This window comes from Bradyrhizobium sp. 195, assembly GCF_023101665.1.
Lineage (GTDB): Bacteria > Pseudomonadota > Alphaproteobacteria > Rhizobiales > Xanthobacteraceae > Bradyrhizobium.
This window is the reverse complement of record NZ_CP082162.1, coordinates 262,785-284,622: the sequence shown is the minus strand read 5'-3', so window position 1 is coordinate 284,622 and position 21,838 is coordinate 262,785. Positions and strand designations below refer to the sequence as shown.

The following is a 21,838-nucleotide window of genomic DNA, read 5'->3' as shown; positions in this document are numbered from 1 at the left end:
ATGGCGCGTTCAAGCCCTGTCATATTGATCGTCGAGGACGAATTCCTACTGCGGATGGATTCCGTCGAGGTGCTCGAAGACGCCGGCTTTGAAGTCATCCCGGCGGTCAATGCCGACGAAGCCATCGCCATTCTCTCAGCCCGCTCCGACATACACGTTGTCTTCACCGATATTCAGATGCCGGGTTCGATGGACGGGTTGAAGCTTGCCCGGTTCGTCCGCGACCGCTGGCCACCGATCAAGATCGTCGCGACCTCCGGTCACGTCCCCATCGAAGATGACGATTTGCCGGCCGGCAGCGTGTTCTTGCCTAAACCGTATCGCAGTGCCCAAGTCGTCGGGGTTCTGCGGGAGCTGACCGGAACTACGTAACTGACCACTCCATCGGGTATCCGGCTTGCGTAGGGATCGCGTGCCCCGCTGAGCAAGCCAGCTAAACTGCGCAAGGGAACACAAGATCGTCCATGTCGAAAGTACTCGAACGAAACAACGTGCATATTCGGGGTCTCGGCTCAAAAGCGATGATGTTTGCCCATGGCTTCGGCTGCGACCAGAACATGTGGCGCTTCGTGGCTCCGTCTTTCGAAGCGGACTTCCGGACAGTTCGACCACGTCGGTGCCGGGAGTTCGGATCTAAGCGCGTACGACAGAGCCAAATATTCGAGCCTTGAAGGCTACGCGACCGACGTCGTGGAGATCGGCCGCGAGCTGGACTTTTCGGGCGCCGTCTTCGTCGGCCATTCCGTGAGCAGCATGATCGGCGTGATGGCGGCCGAAAAGGCGCCGGGCATGTTCGGCAAGCTGGTGCTGATCGGCCCTTCGGCCCGCTATATTGACGACGAGGGATACACCGGCGGCTTCAGCGCAAAGCAGATCGACGAATTGCTGGAATTTCTGGAATCCAACCACATGGGCTGGTCCGCGCAGATGGCGCCGATGATCATCGGCAACCCGGGCCGCCCCGAGCTCGGCGAGGAGCTGACCAACAGCTTCTGCCGAACTGATCCCGAAATCGCCAAGGCATTCGCTCGCGTGACCTTCACCTCGGACAATCGCGAGGACCTTGCCCGCGTGGCCGTGCCAACACTCGTCCTTCAGTGCAGCGAGGACATTATCGCCAGCCAGGTGGTCGGCGACTTCGTCAACCGCACCATCCCGAACAGCCGGATGATCGTTCTCAAGGCGACCGGTCATTGTCCGAACCTCAGCGCACCGGAAGAAGTGGTGTCCGCGATGCGAACCTTCGTGTGACCGCATGGTCTCGCTCGGCTTCACCGACATGGTCGAGAACGCCCCTTGCGGTTACGTTTCGCTGTCGCCCGGCGGCCGGCTGGAGTATGTGAATCAAACTTTGTCCGGCTGGAGCGGTTATGCCGCGTACCAGATGATCGGAAAGCGCTTCAGCGACTTTCTGACCATGGCGGGGCGCATCTATTACGAAACTCACATCGCGCCGCTATTGCGAATGCAAGGTTCGTTCGAGGAATTCGCCATCGACGTCATCAAGGCGGACGGGCAGCCGCTCCAGATGATCGCTAACGCAACCGAGCGTCGGGACGCCGACGGCAAACCCGTTTCCATCCGCCTGGTGCTCATCAGAGCGGCTGATCGGCGCCGCTACGAACAGGAGCTTCTTCGAGCCCGTGAGGCAGCTAAAACAGGCGAAAGATCTGCCGAGGTCAATTTGCAACGAGAGCACGAAACCTCGGAGCTCCGAGAGCAGTTCATCGCGGTTCTCGGGCATGACCTGCGCAATCCGCTCGCTTCGATCAGTGCCGGTGTCCGTATCCTCGACAGGAGTGTGCAGACCGAGAAAGAGCGGCAGGTTATCGCCATGATGCAGACCACCGTCATGCGAATGGCAGGACTGATCGACAACGTACTTGATCTTGCCCGTGGCCGGCTGGGCGGCGGGATCGGACTGAACCGCGATGTCGGAAAACCGCTGGAGCCGGTGCTCATGGGCGTCGTAGACGAACTGAGACTGGCCTCGCCCGGCCGAGTCATCGACGCCCAGTTCAAGATCGGGCGACCCGTGAACTGTGATGGCCAGCGGCTTGGGCAGATGCTGTCTAACCTCGTCGGAAACGCCCTCACGCATGGAGCGTCGAGCAAGCCCGTAATCGTTCACGCGGAAACAGGCGAGAGTTCATTCGAGCTCTGGGTCTCCAACGCTGGCCAGCCGATCCCACAAGCCGCGATGGACAAGCTGTTCGAGCCCTTCTTCCGCGGGAACGCTCACGGCAGCCGGCAAGGACTTGGACTAGGCCTCTACATCGCCTCCCAGATCGCCAAAGCGCACGGTGGCGAATTGACGGTCAGTTCGACGAGTGAGGAAACTCGGTTCATGTTCACCATGCCCCTGTCGGCAGAGGGGTGAAGTTCTAATGGCATGCAAACTGGCTAGTTTTGTCGACCACCCCACTCGTTAGCTCCGTGATGATCCAAGTTGCGCCCTATCTCGGCGGGCTCGCTGCCATCTTGGCGCTTGCCGGCCGACGAACCCTGGAACAATCATCGGCGTTCGAGTGCCGGGCGCTGTGGCGGGAAACGCTGGTAGACGTTGCTATCTTCCGCGAGTGGATCGTCAACATGTGGGTGCGACCAGCCGCCGCACGTATGGCGCACCTTCTCGCGGAGTTGCGGCAGCAGATGGCCGCAGTTGGGCTGTCGAACGGAGAAGAGTTCGAGTTTCCAGTGACGCAATCTGAGCTGGGGGAAGCGCTTGGATTAAGCACGGTTCATGTCAACAGAGTCTTGCAGGCAAGCCGTGCAGAGCGGGTTCTCGACCTCCAGAAGAACTTTGTGACTATCGAGGATTTATGATGAGAAGTCGTCCAAGCGTCGGGTTTCGACGAGAGCTATCTGTACCTGACTAGGAACGTTCCCTCTTCCATAAGAGCTTTAGTCAGCCATGCGCTTTTATTTCTCTCAACTCGGGGACCCTCCCGATCAAGAGGGGGTCGAGTTTGACGCTGAGGCGGCCGTCGAAGAGGCCGCGCAGACTGCGCTGTTGCTCGCCCGCGACCAGCAGGATGTGAGAGAACCCCTCACTCTGACGGCCTCATCGGACGAGGCAATTGGCACCGTGACTATTAAGGTTTCCATCGCCCGAACGCCTGCACCGTGAGTCCGCTGTTGATGCTGTGGACGGCTCCTCCACCGGCACGAGAGTGCCAAGGAGTGGGTGCTGTTTTGAGGTTCCCACGATTCGGAGGAGCAGCCTATGCAGTCAATTTCGACGATTGGTCTTGATATGCGAAGTCGGTCTTCCAAGTGCACGGCGTTGATGCAGCCGGCCAAGTGGTCGTACGCCGTCAGTTGAGGCGCCGCCACGTCTTGGCGTTTTTCCAGAAGTTGCCGCCATGCCTGGTGGGGATCGAGGCTTGCGCATCATCGCACTATTGGTCGCGCGAGCTGCAGGCGTTGGGGCACACGGTTCGATTGATGCCTCCGGCCTATGTGAAGCCCTACGTCAAGCGGCAGAAGAACGACGCGATGGACGCGGAGGCGATCTGTGAAGCGGTCACGCGACCCAACATGCGATTTGTGCCGACCAAGACAGTCGAGCAGCAGAGCTGCCTGATGCTGCATCGAGGGCGCCATCTTTTCATCCGTCAAAGGACAGCAGTGATCAACTCGATCCGTGCCTATCTTGCCGAGTTCGGGATCGTTGCCCCTGTCGGGCGCCGAGGTGTCGAGCAATTGCTGGAAGTTGTCGCTGATCCAGCCGACGATCGTCTGCCCGAGGTGGCCCGAGCATGTCTTACTGCTCTCGGTGGTCAATTGCGCGCCCTGAAAGTTCAGATCCTTGAGTTTGACCGCCGCATCATCGCCTGGCATCGTTCAAATGCGACGAGCAAACGGCTGGATGCGATCCCGGGCGTCGGGCCGGCGCTGGCAACAGCGCTGGTTGCCAGTATTGCTGATCCCAAGGCCTTTCGATCGGGGCGGGACTTCTCAGCGTGGGTCGGGCTCGTACCAAAGCAGAACTCGAGCGGGGGCAAGGACAAGCTCGGCAGCATCAGTAAGCAAGGCGACCGTTATTTGCGCAGCCTGTTCACGGCTGGCGCACTCGCCGTGATCCGCTATGCCAAGATCCATGGTACTGGCCACCGGCCTTGGCTCACTGGACTGCTGGCGCGGCGGCCGACCAAGGTTGCCGCCATTGCGCTCGCCAATAAGCTCGCCAGGATGGCTTGGGCAATGATGGCCAGGAACGAACGCTATCAGGAGCCGGCCGCGCTGGCGGCCTAAACGAGATCGCGCCGACATCGCCGGCGTGACGTAACGGTTGGGAGGCGAACAGCACGTAATGCAGTGCCGGTCGATCCGGCGATCAGGACAACCCACACGGGCCAGGGCATCATCGAATGCGTGCTGTTGACCGGGACCTGATCCGCGGAGGGCATTATGGCCAGCGGTCACGTGTACCGCGCGAAAAGGCCGAACACATGGCTGCTCCGACCAATACTGCGACGTGAAGATTCTTCTTGCCAACCCGGAGCCGTCCACACATGGCCCGTAGTTGACCTTCCCGGCGATGCCCGCAGAGGGCCGCTTCTGACCCATTTGAGACAATGGTCATTCAGTCGTGACACCGAATCGACCCTTGCAGTGACCAAGCTGTCGTAAGTCAGTGTGTGACTGTCATATCCAGTGGTGAATAGTCCTCAGAGCGGCGCAACGCCAGCCGACCTTTCCCTTTTGAGGATGGGATGACGTTCAGCATTCATGCGAAGAAGGAGGACGGGACACCATCGGTGCGAGCCACTCAGTCCAATGCTGGCGGTTACGAAAGCTCGCGTGTCAATCGGCCTGCAAATTTGACCCCTCATCGGCGTCCAATTTTGACCCCTTTGCGCGGCGGGGTTTGCTGGTAGCGCTCGTCTCGTCGGAGCTGGCCGGGATAGGAGGCGAGACGAGCGCGGGTGGCGTGATCGTCGTCTCGGCTTTTGAACCGCCAGCTATCGTTGCCGGTCTCGACGATGTCGCAGTGATGGGTCAACCGGTCGAGCAGCGCGGTGGCCCATCTTGGCGTCGCCGAACACGGTCGGCCATTCGCCGAATGCGAGATTGGTGGTCACGATGACGGAGGCGCGCTCATAGAGCCGGCTGACGAGGTGGAAGAGAAGCTGGCCACCGGATTGGGCGAAGGGCAAATAGCCGAGTTCATCCAGCACGATGAAGTCCATGCGGGTCAGATGCTCGGCGAGCCGACCTTGCCGTCCATTGCGGGTCTCGGTCTCGAGGCGATTGACGAGGTCGACGACGTTGAAGAAGCGGCCGCGAGCTCCGGATCGGATGCAGCTTCTGGCGATGGCAATGGCCAGGTGGGTTTGCCTGTGCCGGTGCCGCCAACCAGCACGACGTTGCGCTGTTGGGCGATGAAGCCGCCGCCAGCGAGATCATTGACGAGAGTCTGATTGATCGGCGTGCCGTCGAACTGGAAGTCGGCGATGTCCTTGGCCAACGGCAGCTTGGCAATGGTGAGCTGGTATTTGATCGACCTGGCTTGCTTCTCGTTGATCTCGGCGTTGAGCAAGTCGCCGACAATGCGCTGGGGTTCGTGCTGGCGCTTGACGGCAGTTGCCATGATCTCGTCGAAGGCAGCCTTCATGCCGTAGAGCTTGAGCTCGCCCATGAGGTCGAAGATTTGGGTTCGTTCCATCAGATGGTCCTCCGGAGGTTGTCGTAGCGGGCACAATCGGCGATCGGCGCATGGCGGAGCGTCAGTGCGGCCGGCGTCATGATGTTGGCCGGTGGGGTGGGTTCGCGTTGACGAGCCAGGATGTTGAGCACGACATCGGCGGAATGGACGCCATGACCGAGCGCTTCGGCACAGGCCGCTTCCACCGCGGGCAGACCGTCAGTCAGCACCGCGTTGAGGATGTCGACCATCTGCCGATTGCCATCGTCGGTGCTGGCAAGCTTGCGCCGGATCCGCTCGATCGCGGCCGGCAGCACCCAGTCCTTGAAGGGAGCACCGTTGCGCAAGGCGCCGGGTTTGCGGGCGAGCACCGGCACAAAATGCCAAGGGTCTTAGACGGTATCGCCGCGGCCAAAGGATCGCGGGTGCTCGGCAACGATGCGTCCATCCTGACGGATCACGATGCGATCGGCATAGGCTTGAACCTCGACCGGTCGTCCGACTGCGCTGGCTGCTACCGAGTATTTGTTGTTGTCGAAGCGCACCAGGCAGGTCTTCGAGACCGATGCCGTCACCGCATGGAAGCCGTCGAACCGGCCGGCATAGGGAACGAGTTTGGGGCGTTCGGCTTCGAACACGTCCCAGATCGTCTGATCGGCCAGCTCCGGATGGCGATGAGCCTTGGCGTAGGCGATGCATTTGTCGAGTAGCCAGGCGTTTAACTCGTCGAGGTTTTTGAACCGCAGCCGCGGCGTGAAGAAGCGTTCCCTGACCAGCCCGACCTGGTTCTCGACCTGCCCCTTCTCCCAGCCAGACGCTGGCGTGCAGGCGACTGGATCGACTAGATAGTGGCTGCACATCTGCAGGAACCGGCGATTGTAAAGACGCCCTTTACCGACGAAGATCGTCTCCACGGCGGTCTTCATGTTGTCGTAGATGCCGCGGGTGCAGGTGCCCTTGAACAGCGCGAACGCCCGGTCATGAGTATCGAACACCATCTCCTGCGTCTCTCGCGGATACGCCCGGGCAAACAGCATACGGCTGTGGCAGAGCCGAACGTGAGCGACCTTCACGACCACGGTGGTTCCGCTCAACAGCACCACCTCATGGCTCCAGTCGAACTGGTAGGCTTCGCCTGGCGCAAAACTCAGCGGGACATAGGCCGCTGCGGTCGATTGCCCGCGTTCCTTGCTCCACCGCCTGGCGTAACGCCGCACGGCATCGTAGCCGCGGTCATAGCCCCGCCCGCGCAGCTCCTCGAAGATCCGGATCAGCGTCAGCTGTTCACGAGCTGATTTAGTCACGTTCGCCGCAAGCAGCCCGTCAAGTTCGACTGACCATCGTCAGAGCTTTGGTCGCGGCTGCACTTGCCGCTCATACTCGAAGGAGGTCTCTCCCGACCTCAGAACCTTCCGGACCGTGTTCCGTGATACCTTCAGATCACGGGCGATCTCCTTGATCGTCTTGCCCTTGATGAAGTGCTCGCGCCGAATCCGCGCAATCGTCTCCACGACCAGCATCCTCCACCACCTGCTTTGTTACGAAGCAGGCAGCGCAAAGACCAACCTGTAGGGGGTCAATTTTGGACGCCGATCCCCCGGCTTAGGGGGTCAATATTGCAGGCCGAATGACACCCCTAGAAATAAGCGCTATTTGGACTGCTCTTGATGTTCGTGAGAATGGGCAATGGAGGATTCGTATGCTGACGTCGGCTCCTAAGGCACCGCCGCCGCAGCCGCAACAAGCGGGGACCACGGCGACTACAACGGGGAACGCGCCGAGTGGAAAATAGCGCCTACCCGAGAGTCGTTCGTCGTGACCGGCTTTCGCGCCTAACGGGCGGAGGCAGCAACTGAAACGTAGGTCTTGCGGGCAGTAAGCCGACTCGCATCCGCTGCGTGAGATCAAGGGGCCAGCCTCTCGAAAAATGATAGGATGGCGCGGCTCCTTGATCGGACCGAACATCTGCGGCTGGGGCCGTTTTTGAACTTGCGCGGCATCGTTCAACCCGGTCCACAACCATGCTTAGAGGCGTTGCTATAGCTCTATTCGAAATGGGCATCTTTTCTCAGTTTGATCAGGCACTCTTCTATGGCCGCAATACTGCCGCCGCGCTCAGGCTTATGCGGGAGATTGGCCCGGGCTTTGGGCTGTAGGTTTTAGCGCCTTTCAAGCAGGACCAGACGCGCGGCCGTGCGCGCTGGCGCGCTGGAATACTGAGCGCGGGCGTGAACAGGTCTGTCTCGTGCGACCGTGGAACGGCCGCTCGTGACCCACAACTGGCATCCGCTTCTCGGCTTACGCAGATCGCATGCAACAAATTGCGCGGATCAAGAGATCTTCAGAAGACCGCCGAGCGAAGGTGCCGGGCCTGGGTTTAACCAGTCGCTGATCTGCGCGGTTTTTTCGTAAGCGCGAATTTCTCCGCACCTTTTGCTTTTGAGTGCTCTGATGCATGAGGTGTCCACCAAAATAGGTGGACACCTTGTGATGGCAGCGGATGATCAGAAACTGCGGGTCAGGCTTGTTGGCCGGAACGGTCGCCGGCGCTACGAGGCGGCATCGAAAGAGCGTCTTGTCACGGCCTGCCTTGAGCCTGGGGTTTCGGTATCGAGGCTTGCACTCGAACATGGGGTCAACGCGAACCTCCTTCGGAAGTGGATCAAGAAGCACACCGCCACCAGGTCGCTGCCGCCGTCCTCACGCCCGGCGTTCATCCCGGTTCAGCTTGAGGGGTCCGCCGATCGAGCCCTGTCGCGGCAAGACAGCGTGGCGACGGTGGATTTGCCGGCGACTTGCGATGAAATGCGTGGTTCGGAACCCAAAGGGACTCCAGCTTTTTGTTCTCCGGCCAAAGTGAGCGTGTCGCTGCCGAACGGCGTGAAGCTCGCGCTGGAATGCGGCGATGTGGATGCATTGACGGCGATCATCGGAGCACTGGGCCATGTTCAGACTGGGCGGTGACCTGCAGGTCTATCTGCACCGTGAGCCGATCGACTTCCGGGCTGGCATCAACAGCCTTGCGGTCCTGGTCCAGGAGACGATGGCGCTCGATCCATTCACTCCGGCGGTTTTTGCGTTCTGCAATCGCCGTTGCGACCGGATGAAGTTGCTGTTCTTCGACCGGTCCGGCTTTGTGCTGGTCCTGAAGCGGCTGACCGAGGACAAGTTCCGATGGCCGCGCCGCCAGGAGGCGGTCGTCACGCTGACGACCGAGCAATTGCACTGGATCCTTGACGGCATCGATATCGATGCGATGGTCCGCCATCCGGTGCGGCAATATCAGGTTGCCGGCTGAGCTCTCGAGTTGAGCGGTTGACGCGTCGGTACGGTTCAGATTCAAGAATCCGATGAATCGAACCGGCGATCCGAGTGTTGAAGTGCTGTTGGCGCGCATTGCTGCGCTGCAGGCGGATAACCATCAACTCGCCGACCGCGTCGTCAAACTCGAGGAAGAACTGGCGCTGGCACGCCTGCATCGTTTTGCGCCACGCAGCGAAAAGCACGTCGATCGTCTCTTCAATGAAGCCGAGCAGGCCGCCGATGAGGATGACGCCGGCAGTGAAACGAACAATATCGCCGAACTTCCGGACACGGGCTTGCCACCCGTCGAAAACACAACGGGAAAGAAGCGCGGCCGCAGGCCGCTGCCGGCGAACCTGCCGCGTGAGCGCGTCGAGTATGACCTGCCCGACGATCAGAAGGCGTGTCCTTGCTGCCGTGGCCAGATGCATCGCATGGGCGAGGCTGTCACCGAGCAACTTCATATCGAGGTGAAGGCGAAGGTTTTACAGAACGTACGCTTCAAATATGCGTGCCGCCATTGCGATCGCACCGGGATCAACGCCCCTGTCGTGACCGCGCCGATGCCGACGCAGCCGCTGCCGGGCAGCGTTGCCACGGCCTCAACGCTGGCGTTCGCGCTGGTTCATAAATATGTCGATGGCACGCCGCTCTACCGCCTGGCGCAGGCCTTCGAACGCGCCGGTGTTCCGGTCAGCCGCGGCGCTTTGGGTCGCTGGGTGATCGGCTCGAGCGAGAAACATCTCTCCCGCATCTATGACGCCCTGAAGCTGCGGCTCAGATCGCAGCCTCTCATCCATGGCGACGAGACGACGGTTCAGGTCCTCAAGGAGAAGGACAAAAAGGCCACCAGCACATCGTATATGTGGGCTTATCGCAGCGGCAAGGGCAGTCACGAGCCCATCGTTCTTCTGGATTATCAGCCGGGCCGCGGCCAAATCCACCCGCAGGCCTTCCTCGGCGATTACCGCGGCATCGTGATGAGTGACGGCTATACCGCATGGCGCACGCTGGAACTGGCCACCCACATCGGCTGCATGGCCCACTCCCGGCGGCGCTTTGTCGATGCCCTCAGGGCGAGGAAGAAGGGCGGCGGTCCGCCCGAGCAGGCGCTGCGGTTCTTCGACCAGCTCTACCGGGTTGAAAGGCAGGCGCGGGACGGAATACCGGAGAAGGGTGAAACACAGGCCGACTGCATTCGCCGCTTCCGCCAGCAACATAGTGTCCCCATCCTCAATGCTCTCAAGGTATGGCTCGATGACATGGCCCCGAAGGTCTTGCCTGACAGCAAGCTCGGCGACGCCGTATCCTACACCCGAAACCAATGGGAATATCTGACGCGCTACACCGGGGACGGCAGCATGCCGATCGACAACAATCTTCTGGAGCGCGACATCAGGGTTTTTGCAACTGGCAGGAAGAGTTGGTTGTTCAGCGATACCGTGGACGGAGCCAAGGCCAGTGCCGTCGTCTACAGCCTGATGCTGACCTGCCGCGCCTCACGTGTCGAGCCGTTAGCGTGGTTGCGCCACGTCCTCACCGAATCGCCTCAGCGCGCCGGCGACGCCGATATTACCGACCTGCTGCCCTTCAACTTCCACAAAGCCGCCACTGCCTGAACGGCCCGGTATCGCCCGATACTAGGGCAATCCATCAAAACCGCCGGCGTCATCGTGCGGGGAAAATCGCGCTTACGTTTTTTCAGCTTGTTGCACTCGCTTCATCAGAAGCTCACGCTCACGACCGGGTGGCAGTCGCTCTGCCGCTTCTCGACACTTGGCAGCCCCATCCATGAGGATTCCTTGAACGTTTCGTATGCTTGATACGACGCCGACGTTCACTCATGGCTACCTCCCTCCTATACTGCACCGCAACTTAGAGCTTGCTCACCTTGACACCGGAGCGCGCCGGATCAACATAGGTTCCAAAGTTGGAACGTAGACGAGGGACCATGGTCTAGCGGACGGTGTTAGGGCGAATTTGGAAGTGGTGCTCGACGAGGTGTGCCGCCAACTCCTAACGGCGGAGACCACGAGCTTCGCAAGAGGATCGCGGAGCAGCTTTTGGAAGCTGCGCAAACCGGTCAACATTCGCTCGCGGAGCTTCGCGCCGTGGGGCTTCGCCACCTTTGCCGAAGCATTCAAATGGACGGGTCGGGCAGGGTAGCCGACGAGGTGCTTATGGCTTCAGTGCTCTTGGTTGAAGATGAAGCACTTATTCGAATGATGATCGCCGACATGATTGTCGAGCTTGGTCATAAGATTGCTGGGGAAGCTGGCGATCTGCAGACTGGCGTGGCGCTCGCCTCCGAAGCGGAGATTGACATAGCTTCTTAGACGTGAGGCTTGGCGCCGAGGCTATCGCAGAAGCGTTGCGAAGCCGGAACATCCCATTCGTTTTCGCGACTGGGTATGGTGCGGACGGGGTTCCAGCCAAATACAAAGATCACCCAACTCTTCGCAAGCCATTTCAGATCGAAGAACTTGAGCGCTGTCTGCTTTCCCTAAAGCGCTAACAAACCCCCGTCGTTTCTCGTATGACGCGGGCAAGGTCATCTTCAGAAAACGGCTTCCTGATCATAGGAAAACCATCCCGCCTCCTTTCGCGACCCGATAGTTGCAGAATTTTCAGCTTCGGACGGATGCGTATGGCCCGCTCGGCGAGTTCATGTCCATCCATGCTTGGCATGTTGATGTCCGTTATCAAAATGGAAATCTTCTTATTGCCCGTCAACGTGTCCAATGCTTCGACGCCGCTGCTTGCGCGGACCACGTCGCAACCCAGTTCTTCAAGCATGCTTGCGATCACGTCCAGCACGTCGGCATCGTCATCGACGACCAAAACAGTGTGTTTCATAGCCGGCTCCTCAGTTGATTAACCTTTGTGTTTTTCGAGGGTTCCGGGACCTCAGACGACGCGCGGCCCAATGAAGCAGATGTGGCTGGCCTTAGCTAAGCCCAGTCAGGCGTTGACACTAGTTCTCGTGGCTGTTCCTGGCGGCCGAACCCAGCGGGTCTCGCTGCAAAGCAGCAAAAGCTGTTTCAGGAACTCAACCTCGGACCACGGAGGTCTATAGGCTCGCGGGAGTGAGGCGCCTCAGTTGGCGACCTCTCTAGCTCATCACTAGCCTAGAAGCTCAGTTCGTTTCGGTTCCTGATCAGCGTAGAAGCCACTGCCTCTGTCGCCGCGTTCCAGCGGGATGGCGAAGCAAGAGCAGGAAACCAAGCAACCAACCAAGCATCTGCCGACCTGCTCGGCGTGTCATAAGCCCATGCACTTCGTTGACGTTGTTGGTTCTCCGGACGGGCCGATTGCTATCTTTCGGTGTCTCGACTGCAAGAAGCGTTTTTTGGGATCAGCCGAACAAGCGAGACCAAGAGTAGGTCGCCTCACTTGGCGGCCTCCTGTCTCCAACCTAGAGTAGTCCTGCCGAAGAAAATGGCCGCCCGCAGGCGGCTAGTCGCTTTGTCTAAATCGTCGTTATTTTTTGAGGGCGTCAGCGGCGTCCCGCGCCGCATCCTTCACATCTCCTGCCGCGTTGTGGGCGGACCCCTTGGCTTTATCGATTTTGCCTTCGGTTTCCATGTCTTTGTCGCCAGTAAGTTTACCAGCACCTTCTTTGATGGCGCCTTTTGCTTTGTCCGCAGCGCCCTTCACGTGTTCGCGGTCCATGATCGTGTTCCTTTGCTGTCCGGTTGACCAGCCCAACAAGTGCGCAGTGGTTCCTCGGGACGCAGCTTCAAGGCGAAGTGGACTGAATTCGCTGGGTCAAAGACCGCCGACTTGAAACCCACGGCGCGAACCGGCGTTGAGCCATATGGATGACAAAGAGCTGCAAGCCCGCAGTGAATAGGCTCTCGTGGTCGTGACGTTCAGTACAGCAACACTGATCGCGTGTGTCACCTTGCTAGTTTCTCAATTGTAAGGCCGCCTCAGTTGGCGGCCTTTTTGTTGACCAGACTGCACATGTATCCACACCGACGACGCGCAGCATGGCGCTCCGGGGCCGCTCCCGACGGATTGATAATTTGCCTATGGCACGCCGTAGAGCTTTGACGTGCGCATGGGGAGCAAGTCGCGAGAGAGGATCTACGTCCGGGCCGACCGGCTCGCCTGCGAAGCATGACAAGCGCATGCTCGCCTTTCAGGGGCGAGCCCAGCCGTCGCCAGCGCTGGGGTCTGTCAGACGCACCACGTTCAGCAAGCGATCTGGGGGAGAGGTCGGCGCCACGGAACTATCTGACGTGCAGCTCATTGAGCGGTTTAAAGGACCGCTAAATGAACCACATCGCCGTTATTTTGATTCTATTCATCAGCGGCTCTTCGCTCGCCTTGGCCCAGAGTACGGGTGGATCGAGCAGCGGTGGCCCGGCGGCCAGTGGAACTGCGGCTGTTGGGTCTACCGGCTATGCGGGCAGCACGTTATCGACCGGGCACGCCATCAGCGGCACTAGAGGCTCCTCCGGTCCCAAGCTCGGCAACGCGCTCAGCCACGCAGCGACCGGCGACGCGGATGCTTCCTCCGTTAGTCCGGCCCCAACTTCCCACGACAACGCTGTGGATACGCCCGCCGCCGAACGCGCCATAGAGAACTTGGGCAACACCGATATTGGCATTCTAAAGAAGAAGTAAGACCCATGCTGCAAGTCGGCCTCGGTCTTGGCGTTGCAGCCATTCTTGATAGTCTCCGGTCGGGCTCGCAGTGTCCGCTATCGAGGGCTGAGCGAAATAAGCTTCATGGAGCTGCCGAGAGCAGCCTTTGACCCGGACCCGACATCACCAACCTTTAATCCCATCATTTCAGTGGCTATGATGGCACGTCGCGCACTGCCGAAATCGGAAATGACATGATCGGAGCGATCATGATTGGGCGCCGGTGTTTTATAAGTTTGATGGGAGCGGCCATCGTCGTCGCGCCGCTCTCGACAAGCGCACAGCAGCCGGCCACACCGGTCATTGGATTCCTCAACAACCTGTCGCCTGATGTGATCGCCCGCCCCGTAGCCGCGTTCCGCGATGGCCTGAAGGAAGCCGGGTTTATCGAAAGCCACAACCTCGTGATCGAATATCGCTGGGCCGAGAATCACAATGATCGCTTGCCCGCGCTGGCTGCCGATCTGGTCCGGCGCAAGGTTGCTGTGATTGTTGCGACCGGCGGTGGCGCCTCGGCGCTAGCCGCAAGGGCTGCGACCACCACAATTCCGATCGTGTTTTCCTCAGCCACTGATCCTGTCGAGCTGGGCCTTGTTGTTAGCCTAAACCGACCCGGCGGAAACGCCACCGGCGTTCATGTGATGACCAACTCTTTGGAAGCCAAGCGGCTGGACCTGCTGCACGACCTGGTGCCAAACGCCGCGACCATCGCCATGCTGGTCAATCCGGGTACCCCCGGCGCCAACACCCAGTTGACGGAAGCGAACACGGCTGCGCAAAGCCTCGCGCGGAAGATTCACGTTCTAAGGGCACACAACGAGCCGGAACTCGACAGGGCCTTCGCGATCCTGGCCGACCAGCATGCCGACGCTCTCCTTGTCGCGGCCGATCCGTTCTTCAACGCTCACCGCCAGCAGATCGTCACACTGGCAGCGCGCTACGCCGTTCCCGCAATCTACGAGTTCCGAGAGTTTGCCGTGGCCGGCGGCCTGATGAGCTACGGGATCAGCCTGGCCGACGCGTACCGGCATATTGGACTTTATACCGGCAAAATTCTTCAGGGCGCCAAGCCCGCCGACTTGCCAGTTATGCAGCCGACCAAATTCGAGTTGGTCATCAACCTCAAGGCCGCGAAGGCATTGGGCATCACTGTCCCGCCGATGCTGCACGCCCGCGCCGACGAGGTGATCGAATAGAGACGCCTCTGCTGCGTTGCACGAGTCCGGAATTGGCTCGGGCTGCCCTTCGCGCAGACGACTGAGGTGTCAGCTTTCGGGTGGCGAGCCGAACAGCGCATTCGGCCTGGCTTGAGGCAGCCTTTGACCATTGCGGGCTCCAGCGTATCGAGCCGCCCTGAACGCGGGCATCGTCTTGCGTTAAATCAAAGGCGGCCCAATCACGATCCATTATGTTGTGTAGGCCGCGTGCGTTGGGCCGCTGCTGAAGCAATATGTCTCAGACACTAGTCGTGCCCCGAAGGACCACCGATTTAACGAAGATCAGTCGCTAAAAAACCTCAAAAAAGTTCCAATGTTGGAACCTAATTTTCGGGGATCTTCTCCTGAAGGGAAGCAAGATATGAAACTGTCTAGTGATATGCTGGCGCAGATGTCGATCGACCAGCTTTGGGATCTCTACCGCCAGACCGAGGCCATTCTCCCAGGAAAACTTGCGGCGAAACAAAAGACGCTAGAGGAGCGGCTGGCTAAGCTCGGCGGCGCCGTTGCGCCGCATACCGTTCGCGCCCGACGGCGCTATCCCAAGATTCTTCCAAAGTATCGAAACCCGTCAAATAGATCGGAGACTTGGGCTGGGCGCGGTAAGCAGCCTCGCTGGGTAACAAACTTGTTGAAGTCCGGAAAACGGATCGATGACTTACGTATCGACCGGGCCGCGATGTAGCCGATTCAGTGCCGGCCTGATTTCGGCTTTCCTAACTTGCTCTCGGAGTGCTTGCACTTCGCTCCAGAGTTTTTCGAGGTCGGGGATTGATGCGCGCTTTCGCTTCAGCCTCTCAAGCTCAGCAGCCAGGATCAGTAGGTCCGGCGTAACACGCTTCTGCTTCTTTGAAGCCCGGACCTTTCGTCCCATCTGGGAACAACTCCGCACGCATCGCCTCCCCGCACCGTAGCAAGTATTGTGCCGTGTCGGATGTATGGTGGATGAACGAGAGATCGTTTCAGCTTGGCCAGATGGATCACTCCCCATGGCAGCCGCGCAGGGCGCCTGCCATGTCGTCCGTGCTATGTTGCTTTCCGGGCATCGAACGACGGCAGGATGCTTGATAGGTCGAGATAGCGATACGGCATACTGTGCGTTACTTGTGATCCGCGAGAAAGCCAGCAACGAAGGTCTGGTTCTGGCCCGTAACTGACCGACGTCCCGGCCATAGTTGCGTCCCGGCAGTAAACCGGACAGCGGGGGACTCGTTGATCGCCGCTTCTGCCCCGAAGCGGTCCTGCGCGCGGACGGCGCGTCGTCGCCTGCGTCATCCGCATCCGCTCCTACAATCAACCTCTTGCGAAGAAACGAGCTTTAAGCTTTCAGGATTCGTGATCCGCTCCTGAAAACGGCGCGATCGCGCGTACCTGCGCCTCAAGGACCGTTTCGGAGGACCCGCCAAAGCGCCGACACAAATTTCCAGAGTGGCCGGGAGGGCGCATCGTCCTGGCGAGCCGGCGCGGCCGACGGTGCGTCACTGTCCAATTCGGTCAGTCGCTCCACCATGCCTTCCAGTCGCAATGGTAGCGGGGTGAGATCGTCCGTGAGGGTGTCGCGAAGTTGCTCACCAATCTCGTTGCAGATCGCCCGGCGATGCTCCGGATGATCTAAACCGGGGGGATGGACCACGGGCGCGGTTGAAGGGGTATCTGCCATGGCTGCCACCGTTGGCCTTGACGTGCACCGCCTCCTTGCCGTGCACGAGTAATCCTGCCGCCGCCGTAGTAACGTGCGACACGCCACCTTGATCCTGGCTTTGCACTGATACCGCTGCTCCGAGCGTCCCACGTCCTCCGATCGCCAACCGTGTTCCCATGCTATCATGCTCTCCCGCGTGGGCTGAGGAGGCAAGAAATGTCTACCTACCTGCGATTACAAACCGCCGACTTAAAGCGGAAATAGTCAGCCGCATCACGGCAGCTTACGAGCAGGCGCTCCATACGCTTTGTGTCAAGGATCGCGACGACCCGCTCACGGAAATGGTCGCAAGCAAGATCATCAAGATCGCGCAAACGGAGGTCCTCGCCCCGGCACAAATTGCGGCTTTGGCGATCAAGGAACTCGAAATGCGATAGGCATCTTGTGCCTAACCCGCTTGGAACTGAACCATTCCCGACTTCGGCGGGCTATTGGGCGTCGGGGCTTCGCAATATGCGAGGCACGCTAATGACCCCTCTGGCGCCGGGCGAAGCAATTCTCACAGTCGCCATCATGAGCCTCACTGTCCTAATCGACATCGCGCTTTTCGCCTCGATCGAAATGTTCTGAGAGACCCGCGTATAGCGGTTTGGCCGGGAGAACGCCTCACGTCCGGCCAAAGTTTTTCGCCGTTCCCCGCAGCCATGGACCTGCCTGCAACGGAACTAATCTTCAACGAACACAATTGTCTTGTCGTCAGCGATGGAGGATCATCGCCATGAGGATCGAATATCTCTCCGCGATTGTAATAGCTGTTCTTGCCGCTGGTCTCGGGCTGACCGTCAATTCTCTCGGCTCGCTGCCTACCGAACCACGGTCCACGCCGGCCGCCACGCAAGTTGCGGACCGAATAGCTACGTCCATGGATCCGTTTTTGATGCGGTCTGGTGGCTAACAGATTGGGGTGAACGGGTTCGATAGAGAGCTATGGCAGCAATAAAGCTATCTGCCCCATAGCCTGCGCTCGGTACGCTCAGTCTTGTGCCCGCGCATTGAGCGCTCTACCGACCGGTGCGCGACTGGCTGGCGGCAGAGATGTGTTTTGGCAATGACGGCTTTAGCGCGACATCTCGGTCTGCGTTGCATCCAACGATGCTCGCACCTCATGGATTTTGCTCGTCAAGTCGCCGCGGGACCTTCTCATCGATTGGCGCTGGTGCGTTGTGATGCAGGCTCCATGCTGATGCACGCGGACAATGGAAGTGTCGATCATCTGGACAGCAGCATCCTGGGCCGTGGCAAGCGCTTCTATGATGCGGCTCCAAACACCGGCCCGCCCCACCTGACGAAGCGGTTGTAGCAAGTGGCGTAAGGGCCAAACGCCGTCGGCAGATCACGCCAGGGTGCTCCTGATCGGAGGACCCAGAAGATGCCATTCAGGACTCGTCCGTCGTTCACCCGAGGAACGCCACGCGGCTTGTTCGGCAGCATCGGCTTGATGGCGGACCATTCATAGTCGGCGAGTTCGTAGTGCATGATTCGAGCCCCCAGTTCGAGAGTTTGAATCACGGCAGTCCGGCCAAACGCAACGCTTTTGGCGCGACCCTGGTACTGCGCTTACGGACAAGAGCGGACATCACCAGCCCTCAATCTCTGCCAAACTGTCGAAAATGACCGGACATGCAACCTCGCGGCGGGCGCTGGAATAAGTCGGCGCGCGTGGTAGACTTTCGGTCCTATCGGTCCAGAGTGGGTTGCACGAATCCGGAGGGGCCGCGATGCAGCAAATTGCCGACTGGCTCGAAAAGCTCGGAATGTCCGAGTACGCGCAGCGTTTTGCTGAAAACGGGATTGGTTTCGCAGCACTTCGCCATCTGACTGATCAGGACCTTAAGGACATCGGAGTGCTGCTCGGGCATCGGCGCATAATGCTTGCGGCTATCGAGGAGCTTGGGAGCCCTGCCGTAGCTCAACGCGTTACGGCCGAGTTGAAGCCCCAAGATGCCGCCGAACGTCGCCAAGTCACCGTGATGTTCTCGGACCTTGTGGGTTCAACAGCACTTTCAGCACGCATGGACCCTGAAGACCTACGCGAGATCATTTCCGCGTATCAGAAATGCGTCGCCGACATAGTGCAGCGGTTCGGCGGCTTCGTTGCGAAGTATATGGGCGATGGGGTACTGGTGTATTTCGGGTATCCGCAGGCGCACGAAGACGATGCGGAACGGGCCGTCCGGGCGGGGCTGGAGTTGGTGGCTGGCGTAGGTGCTCTGAATATCCGTGCGCCCCTGCAGACGCGTATCGGCATCGCAACGGGATTGGTGGTTGTCGGCGACCTCATCGGGTCCGGCGCTTCTCAGGAGCACGCCATAATCGGTGAAACGCCAAACCTTGCGGCACGTTTGCAGGGCGTTGCTGAGCCGAACAGCGTCGTCATTGCGGAGAGTACTCGGAAGCTGTTGTGCAATCTGTTCGAGCTTGAAGAATTTGGGCCGAAAGAACTCAAAGGTATCTCAGGCGCCGTAGGGGCATGGGCTGCGTTGCGGCCGGCTTCAGTCGAAAGCCGCTTCGAGGCCTTGCACGCGAACGGATTGACCGAGCTTGTTGGGCGGGACGAAGAACTCGAACTCCTGTTGCGACGCTGGTCCAAGGCAAAGAGTGGTGAAGGCCAAGTAGTGCTGCTCTCCGGCGAGGCTGGTATTGGCAAATCGCGGCTTACGGCGGCGCTGCTGGAAAGCATCGCTAACGAGCCGCATACCCGATTGCGCTATTTCTGCTCGCCGCAGCATACCGACAGCGCTTTTTATCCGATCATCGGCCAGATGGAACGGGCCGCACGATTTGCGCATGACGACGCGCCGGAAACAAAGCTGGACAAGCTCGATACAGTATTGGCGCAGACTTCAACCTCTTTGGAGGATACGGCGCTATTCGCCGACATGCTGTCACTGCCAAAAGACGGACGCTACGCGGCGCTCGACGTATCCTCCGAACAGCACCGCCAGCGGACATTTGAAGCGCTCGGGTCACAGGTGGAGGCATTGTCGCGCTCCTCACCTGTGCTAATGATCGTCGAGGATGCACATTGGACCGATCCCACGAGTCAGGAAGCTTTCAGCGGGGTCGTTGACCGGCTTCGGACCTACCGTGTGCTGTTGATTGTGACGTTTCGTCCAGAGTTCGACCCGCACTGGATCGGGCGGCCCTACGTCACTGCTCTCACCCTCAATCGGCTGGCGCAGCGCGAAATCGAGACGGTGATTGATCACATCGTGGGCAACCGGCTTATCTCGGCGAGCGTGCGGCAGGACATCATTGAGCGCACCGACGGGATTCCCCTTTTCGTGGAGGAGATGACGAAGGCGGTCCTGGAGACCAATAGTGAGGGCGAAGCGCGGCGAACTACAGGCAATATTCCGTCACCTACGGCGGCGGTCCCCGCAAGCCTGCACGCCTCGCTTATGGCGAGGCTCGACCAGCTCGGGCCCGCCAAGGAGGTGGCCCAGATCGGCTCCGCGATCGGGCGAGAGTTCTCTTACACCCTGCTTTTTTCCGTTGCGAGCAAGCCGGAGCCAGAGTTGGCATCCGCCTTAGACCGTCTGATCTCCGCTGGCTTGTTGTTCCGGCAAGGTGTGCCTCCGTATTCCAGCTATCTATTCAAGCACGCTCTGGTGCAGGACGCGGCCTATGGCACGCTGCTGCGCCGAAGACGGCAGGAGTTGCATGCACGAGTTGCCACGACCTTGGAGCAGCATTTCGCAGATCTGGTCGAGCGGCAGCCCGAGATACTGGCCCATCATCTGACGGGTGCCGGACAGGCGGAACGGGCCTCTGATCAATGGCTAAAAGCGGGCCAGTTTGCGGCTTCCCGCTCCGCGTACGCCGAGGCGGTCAGTCATTTCGATCGTGGTTTGTCCCTGCTGCCATCTCTCTTGGATGCGCAGCGCGATCGGCAGGAGATCAAGCTGCAACTCGCTAAAGGCGTGTCTCTTAGTAACGCCAACGGCTTCTCCTCGGCCGAAGCAGCAAAAGCGCACGCTCGCGCGCACGAGCTTTCCGATAAGATAGGGGACATCGATTCTCAGTTCACCGCGATATGGGGGTTGTGGACTTTCCGACGCACGTCGGATTGGAATGCGGCGCGCCAGCTTTCAAATAGGCTCCTGAGCCTGGTCGAAAAGAGTAATAATGTCGGCCTTCGGCTCGAAGCTCATCATACGTGTTGGACAACACATTTCTTCTGCGGCGAACTTGCTCCGGCGCAGGAGCATTGCGAGAAGGGCCGAACCCTTTATGAGTTCGAGCAGCACCGGACGCACGCACACATCTACGGCCACGACCCCGGAGTCTGTGCAAGAACGCTAGGTGCCTGGAGCGCCTGGCTGCTCGGCTACCCTGACACGGCGCTCGCTCGCGTGAATGACGCGTTGGCGCTTGCGGAACGGGTGAACCATCCCTTCAGCCTTGCTATGGCGCGTCTGCATGCGTCGATATTGCACCAGTTCCGAAGTGACTCAGCTTCGGTGCTGCAGTGCATTGAGAGCGCAGAGACCCTAGCGGCTGAGAAGCGCGTTGCCTTGCCGCTTGATCCACGAGTCCTCCGCGGCTGGGCATTGTTGGCACCAGATACGATTGAGGCGGCGATTGCCTCCTACCGCGCCGCGCTTGCTGATCCGGCGAAGCAAGGCACGATCCAGTACGCTCCCTATAGCTTTGCGCTATTTTGCGAGGTGCTTTGTCGCACGGGAAACCACCCCGGCGGAGCCGAAGCCCTGACGGGTGCTGCTGCCATTGCGGAACAAAGCGGCGAGCACTGGTGGGATGCGGAAATCTCTCGGCTGCGAGGATTGATGGCATTATCTCGCGGCCAGCTCGGAGGGAGCAACGCATGGCTGCTGAAGTCCGTACAGACCGCTCGGCAGCAACGGGCGAAATCACTTGAGCTCCGGGCAGCGATGAGCCTTGCCCGCTTTTGGCGCGATCAGGACAAGCGCACCGCGGCACGTGATCTGCTGGCTCCGGTTTACGGCTGGTTCACTGAAGGGTTCGACACGCTCGAGTTGAAAGAGGCCAAGGCGTTGCTCGACGACTTGGCGTCGTGAGCCAGTCCAATGGTCTAGCGACTTCCGAGCTTGGCCCATCGCGACATATTGCGCTGCCGCACGAAGTCGGTTGCTATAGGGGCAAAGCAGATATTGCTTTAGTCGCATCACGCCACCGGTTTATGGGTACACGGCCTAGGGCGTGTACTTATAAGCGCGCAGATGTCCGGTCTTGACGGCTGAGCGGAAATATTCCGCTCGGTCAGAGTATTACCGGTTTTGACCCGGAGCAGAAGTCGCAGACCAAGACGGTCCGAACCCTGACCGGACA

Annotated in this window: 13 protein-coding genes and 6 pseudogenes; 14 read left to right on the top strand and 5 right to left on the bottom strand. The window is 59.7% G+C overall.

The features are described from left to right. The 6 genes and pseudogenes from IVB26_RS40105 (at window position 1) to IVB26_RS40080 (ending at window position 4,257) form a co-directional block, all read left to right on the top strand. Entirely contained in the window at window positions 1-372 is a 372-nt protein-coding gene (locus tag IVB26_RS40105; protein WP_247973887.1) for a response regulator, read from the top strand. A 92-nt stretch (window positions 373-464) separates the two neighbouring features. Continuing rightward, window positions 465-1,251 (top strand): annotated as a pseudogene (locus tag IVB26_RS40100) (alpha/beta fold hydrolase). A gap of 4 nt (window positions 1,252-1,255) precedes the next feature. Continuing rightward, window positions 1,256-2,380, top strand: coding sequence for a PAS domain-containing sensor histidine kinase (locus IVB26_RS40095; RefSeq protein WP_247973886.1), 1,125 nt, complete (start codon window positions 1,256-1,258; stop codon window positions 2,378-2,380). A 59-nt stretch (window positions 2,381-2,439) separates the two neighbouring features. After that, entirely contained in the window at window positions 2,440-2,826 is a 387-nt protein-coding gene (locus IVB26_RS40090; protein WP_247973914.1) for a Crp/Fnr family transcriptional regulator, read from the top strand. Window positions 2,827-2,914: 88 nt separating this feature from the next. After that, on the top strand, window positions 2,915-3,130 hold the full coding sequence (locus IVB26_RS40085; protein WP_247973885.1) for a hypothetical protein: 216 nt from the start codon (window positions 2,915-2,917) through the stop codon (window positions 3,128-3,130). A 96-nt stretch (window positions 3,131-3,226) separates the two neighbouring features. Next, window positions 3,227-4,257 (top strand): annotated as a pseudogene (locus IVB26_RS40080) (IS110 family RNA-guided transposase). 577 nt (window positions 4,258-4,834) lie between these two features. Here the strand turns inward: IVB26_RS40080 and istB are convergent. After that, window positions 4,835-5,671, bottom strand: a pseudogene (gene istB / locus IVB26_RS40075) (IS21-like element helper ATPase IstB). 8 nt (window positions 5,672-5,679) lie between these two features. Continuing rightward, window positions 5,680-7,170, bottom strand: a pseudogene (istA, locus tag IVB26_RS40070) (IS21 family transposase); the annotation flags it as partial. A 970-nt stretch (window positions 7,171-8,140) separates the two neighbouring features. Between istA and tnpA the strand changes: the two are divergent. From tnpA to IVB26_RS40050, 4 genes and pseudogenes are all read left to right on the top strand, one after another. Further along, window positions 8,141-8,614, top strand: a complete 474-nt coding sequence (gene tnpA / locus IVB26_RS40065; protein WP_247973088.1) for an IS66-like element accessory protein TnpA — start codon at window positions 8,141-8,143, stop codon at window positions 8,612-8,614. Beyond that, a complete protein-coding gene (gene tnpB, locus IVB26_RS40060; RefSeq protein ID WP_137483046.1) occupies window positions 8,595-8,948 on the top strand; it encodes an IS66 family insertion sequence element accessory protein TnpB in 354 nt (117 codons plus the stop codon). Before tnpA ends, tnpB begins: the two co-directional genes overlap by 20 nt. A gap of 52 nt (window positions 8,949-9,000) precedes the next feature. Continuing rightward, window positions 9,001-10,572, top strand: a complete 1,572-nt coding sequence (tnpC, locus tag IVB26_RS40055) for an IS66 family transposase (RefSeq protein WP_247971077.1) — start codon at window positions 9,001-9,003, stop codon at window positions 10,570-10,572. 561 nt (window positions 10,573-11,133) lie between these two features. Then, a pseudogene (locus IVB26_RS40050) lies at window positions 11,134-11,468 on the top strand (response regulator). Here IVB26_RS40050 and IVB26_RS40045 read toward each other — a convergent pair. Beyond that, window positions 11,465-11,809, bottom strand: coding sequence for a response regulator (locus IVB26_RS40045; protein ID WP_247973884.1), 345 nt, complete (start codon window positions 11,807-11,809; stop codon window positions 11,465-11,467). The pseudogene IVB26_RS40050 and the gene IVB26_RS40045 sit on opposite strands and share 4 nt — an antisense overlap. A gap of 624 nt (window positions 11,810-12,433) precedes the next feature. Next, the gene (locus IVB26_RS40040; protein ID WP_060912872.1) at window positions 12,434-12,625 is read right to left on the bottom strand and encodes a CsbD family protein; all 192 of its coding nucleotides are present in this window, start codon (window positions 12,623-12,625) and stop codon (window positions 12,434-12,436) included. Between the two features lie 606 nt (window positions 12,626-13,231). Here IVB26_RS40040 and IVB26_RS40035 point away from each other — a divergent pair. From IVB26_RS40035 to IVB26_RS40025, 3 genes are all read left to right on the top strand, one after another. Continuing rightward, window positions 13,232-13,585 carry a hypothetical protein gene (locus IVB26_RS40035; RefSeq protein ID WP_247973883.1) on the top strand — a complete coding sequence of 118 codons (354 nt, stop codon included), beginning with the start codon at window positions 13,232-13,234 and terminating at the stop codon, window positions 13,583-13,585. A 215-nt stretch (window positions 13,586-13,800) separates the two neighbouring features. Further along, window positions 13,801-14,802, top strand: a complete 1,002-nt coding sequence (locus tag IVB26_RS40030) for an ABC transporter substrate-binding protein (protein WP_247973882.1) — start codon at window positions 13,801-13,803, stop codon at window positions 14,800-14,802. Window positions 14,803-15,184: 382 nt separating this feature from the next. Beyond that, window positions 15,185-15,508, top strand: a complete 324-nt coding sequence (locus tag IVB26_RS40025; RefSeq protein WP_247973881.1) for an H-NS histone family protein — start codon at window positions 15,185-15,187, stop codon at window positions 15,506-15,508. Window positions 15,509-17,802: 2,294 nt separating this feature from the next. Here the strand turns inward: IVB26_RS40025 and IVB26_RS43615 are convergent. Then, window positions 17,803-17,956, bottom strand: a pseudogene (locus tag IVB26_RS43615) (transposase); the annotation flags it as partial. 287 nt (window positions 17,957-18,243) lie between these two features. On the opposite strand from IVB26_RS43615, the gene IVB26_RS40015 reads away from it, so the two are divergent. Next, window positions 18,244-21,567, top strand: a complete 3,324-nt coding sequence (locus IVB26_RS40015; protein WP_247973880.1) for an adenylate/guanylate cyclase domain-containing protein — start codon at window positions 18,244-18,246, stop codon at window positions 21,565-21,567. The last annotated feature ends 271 nt before the right edge of the window (window positions 21,568-21,838 follow it).

Coding starts and splice junctions, on each gene's coding strand:
- IVB26_RS40025 (WP_247973881.1), top strand. CDS start 15,185: ATGAAACTGTCTAGTGATATGCTGGCGCAGATGTCGATCGACCAGCTT.
- IVB26_RS40105 (WP_247973887.1), top strand. CDS start 1: ATGGCGCGTTCAAGCCCTGTCATATTGATCGTCGAGGACGAATTCCTA.
- tnpC (WP_247971077.1), top strand. CDS start 9,001: ATGAATCGAACCGGCGATCCGAGTGTTGAAGTGCTGTTGGCGCGCATT.
- tnpB (WP_137483046.1), top strand. CDS start 8,595: ATGTTCAGACTGGGCGGTGACCTGCAGGTCTATCTGCACCGTGAGCCG.
- IVB26_RS40045 (WP_247973884.1), bottom strand. CDS start 11,809: ATGAAACACACTGTTTTGGTCGTCGATGACGATGCCGACGTGCTGGAC.
- IVB26_RS40090 (WP_247973914.1), top strand. CDS start 2,440: ATGATCCAAGTTGCGCCCTATCTCGGCGGGCTCGCTGCCATCTTGGCG.
- tnpA (WP_247973088.1), top strand. CDS start 8,141: ATGGCAGCGGATGATCAGAAACTGCGGGTCAGGCTTGTTGGCCGGAAC.
- IVB26_RS40035 (WP_247973883.1), top strand. CDS start 13,232: ATGAACCACATCGCCGTTATTTTGATTCTATTCATCAGCGGCTCTTCG.
- IVB26_RS40095 (WP_247973886.1), top strand. CDS start 1,256: ATGGTCTCGCTCGGCTTCACCGACATGGTCGAGAACGCCCCTTGCGGT.
- IVB26_RS40015 (WP_247973880.1), top strand. CDS start 18,244: ATGCAGCAAATTGCCGACTGGCTCGAAAAGCTCGGAATGTCCGAGTAC.
- IVB26_RS40030 (WP_247973882.1), top strand. CDS start 13,801: ATGATCGGAGCGATCATGATTGGGCGCCGGTGTTTTATAAGTTTGATG.
- IVB26_RS40085 (WP_247973885.1), top strand. CDS start 2,915: ATGCGCTTTTATTTCTCTCAACTCGGGGACCCTCCCGATCAAGAGGGG.
- IVB26_RS40040 (WP_060912872.1), bottom strand. CDS start 12,625: ATGGACCGCGAACACGTGAAGGGCGCTGCGGACAAAGCAAAAGGCGCC.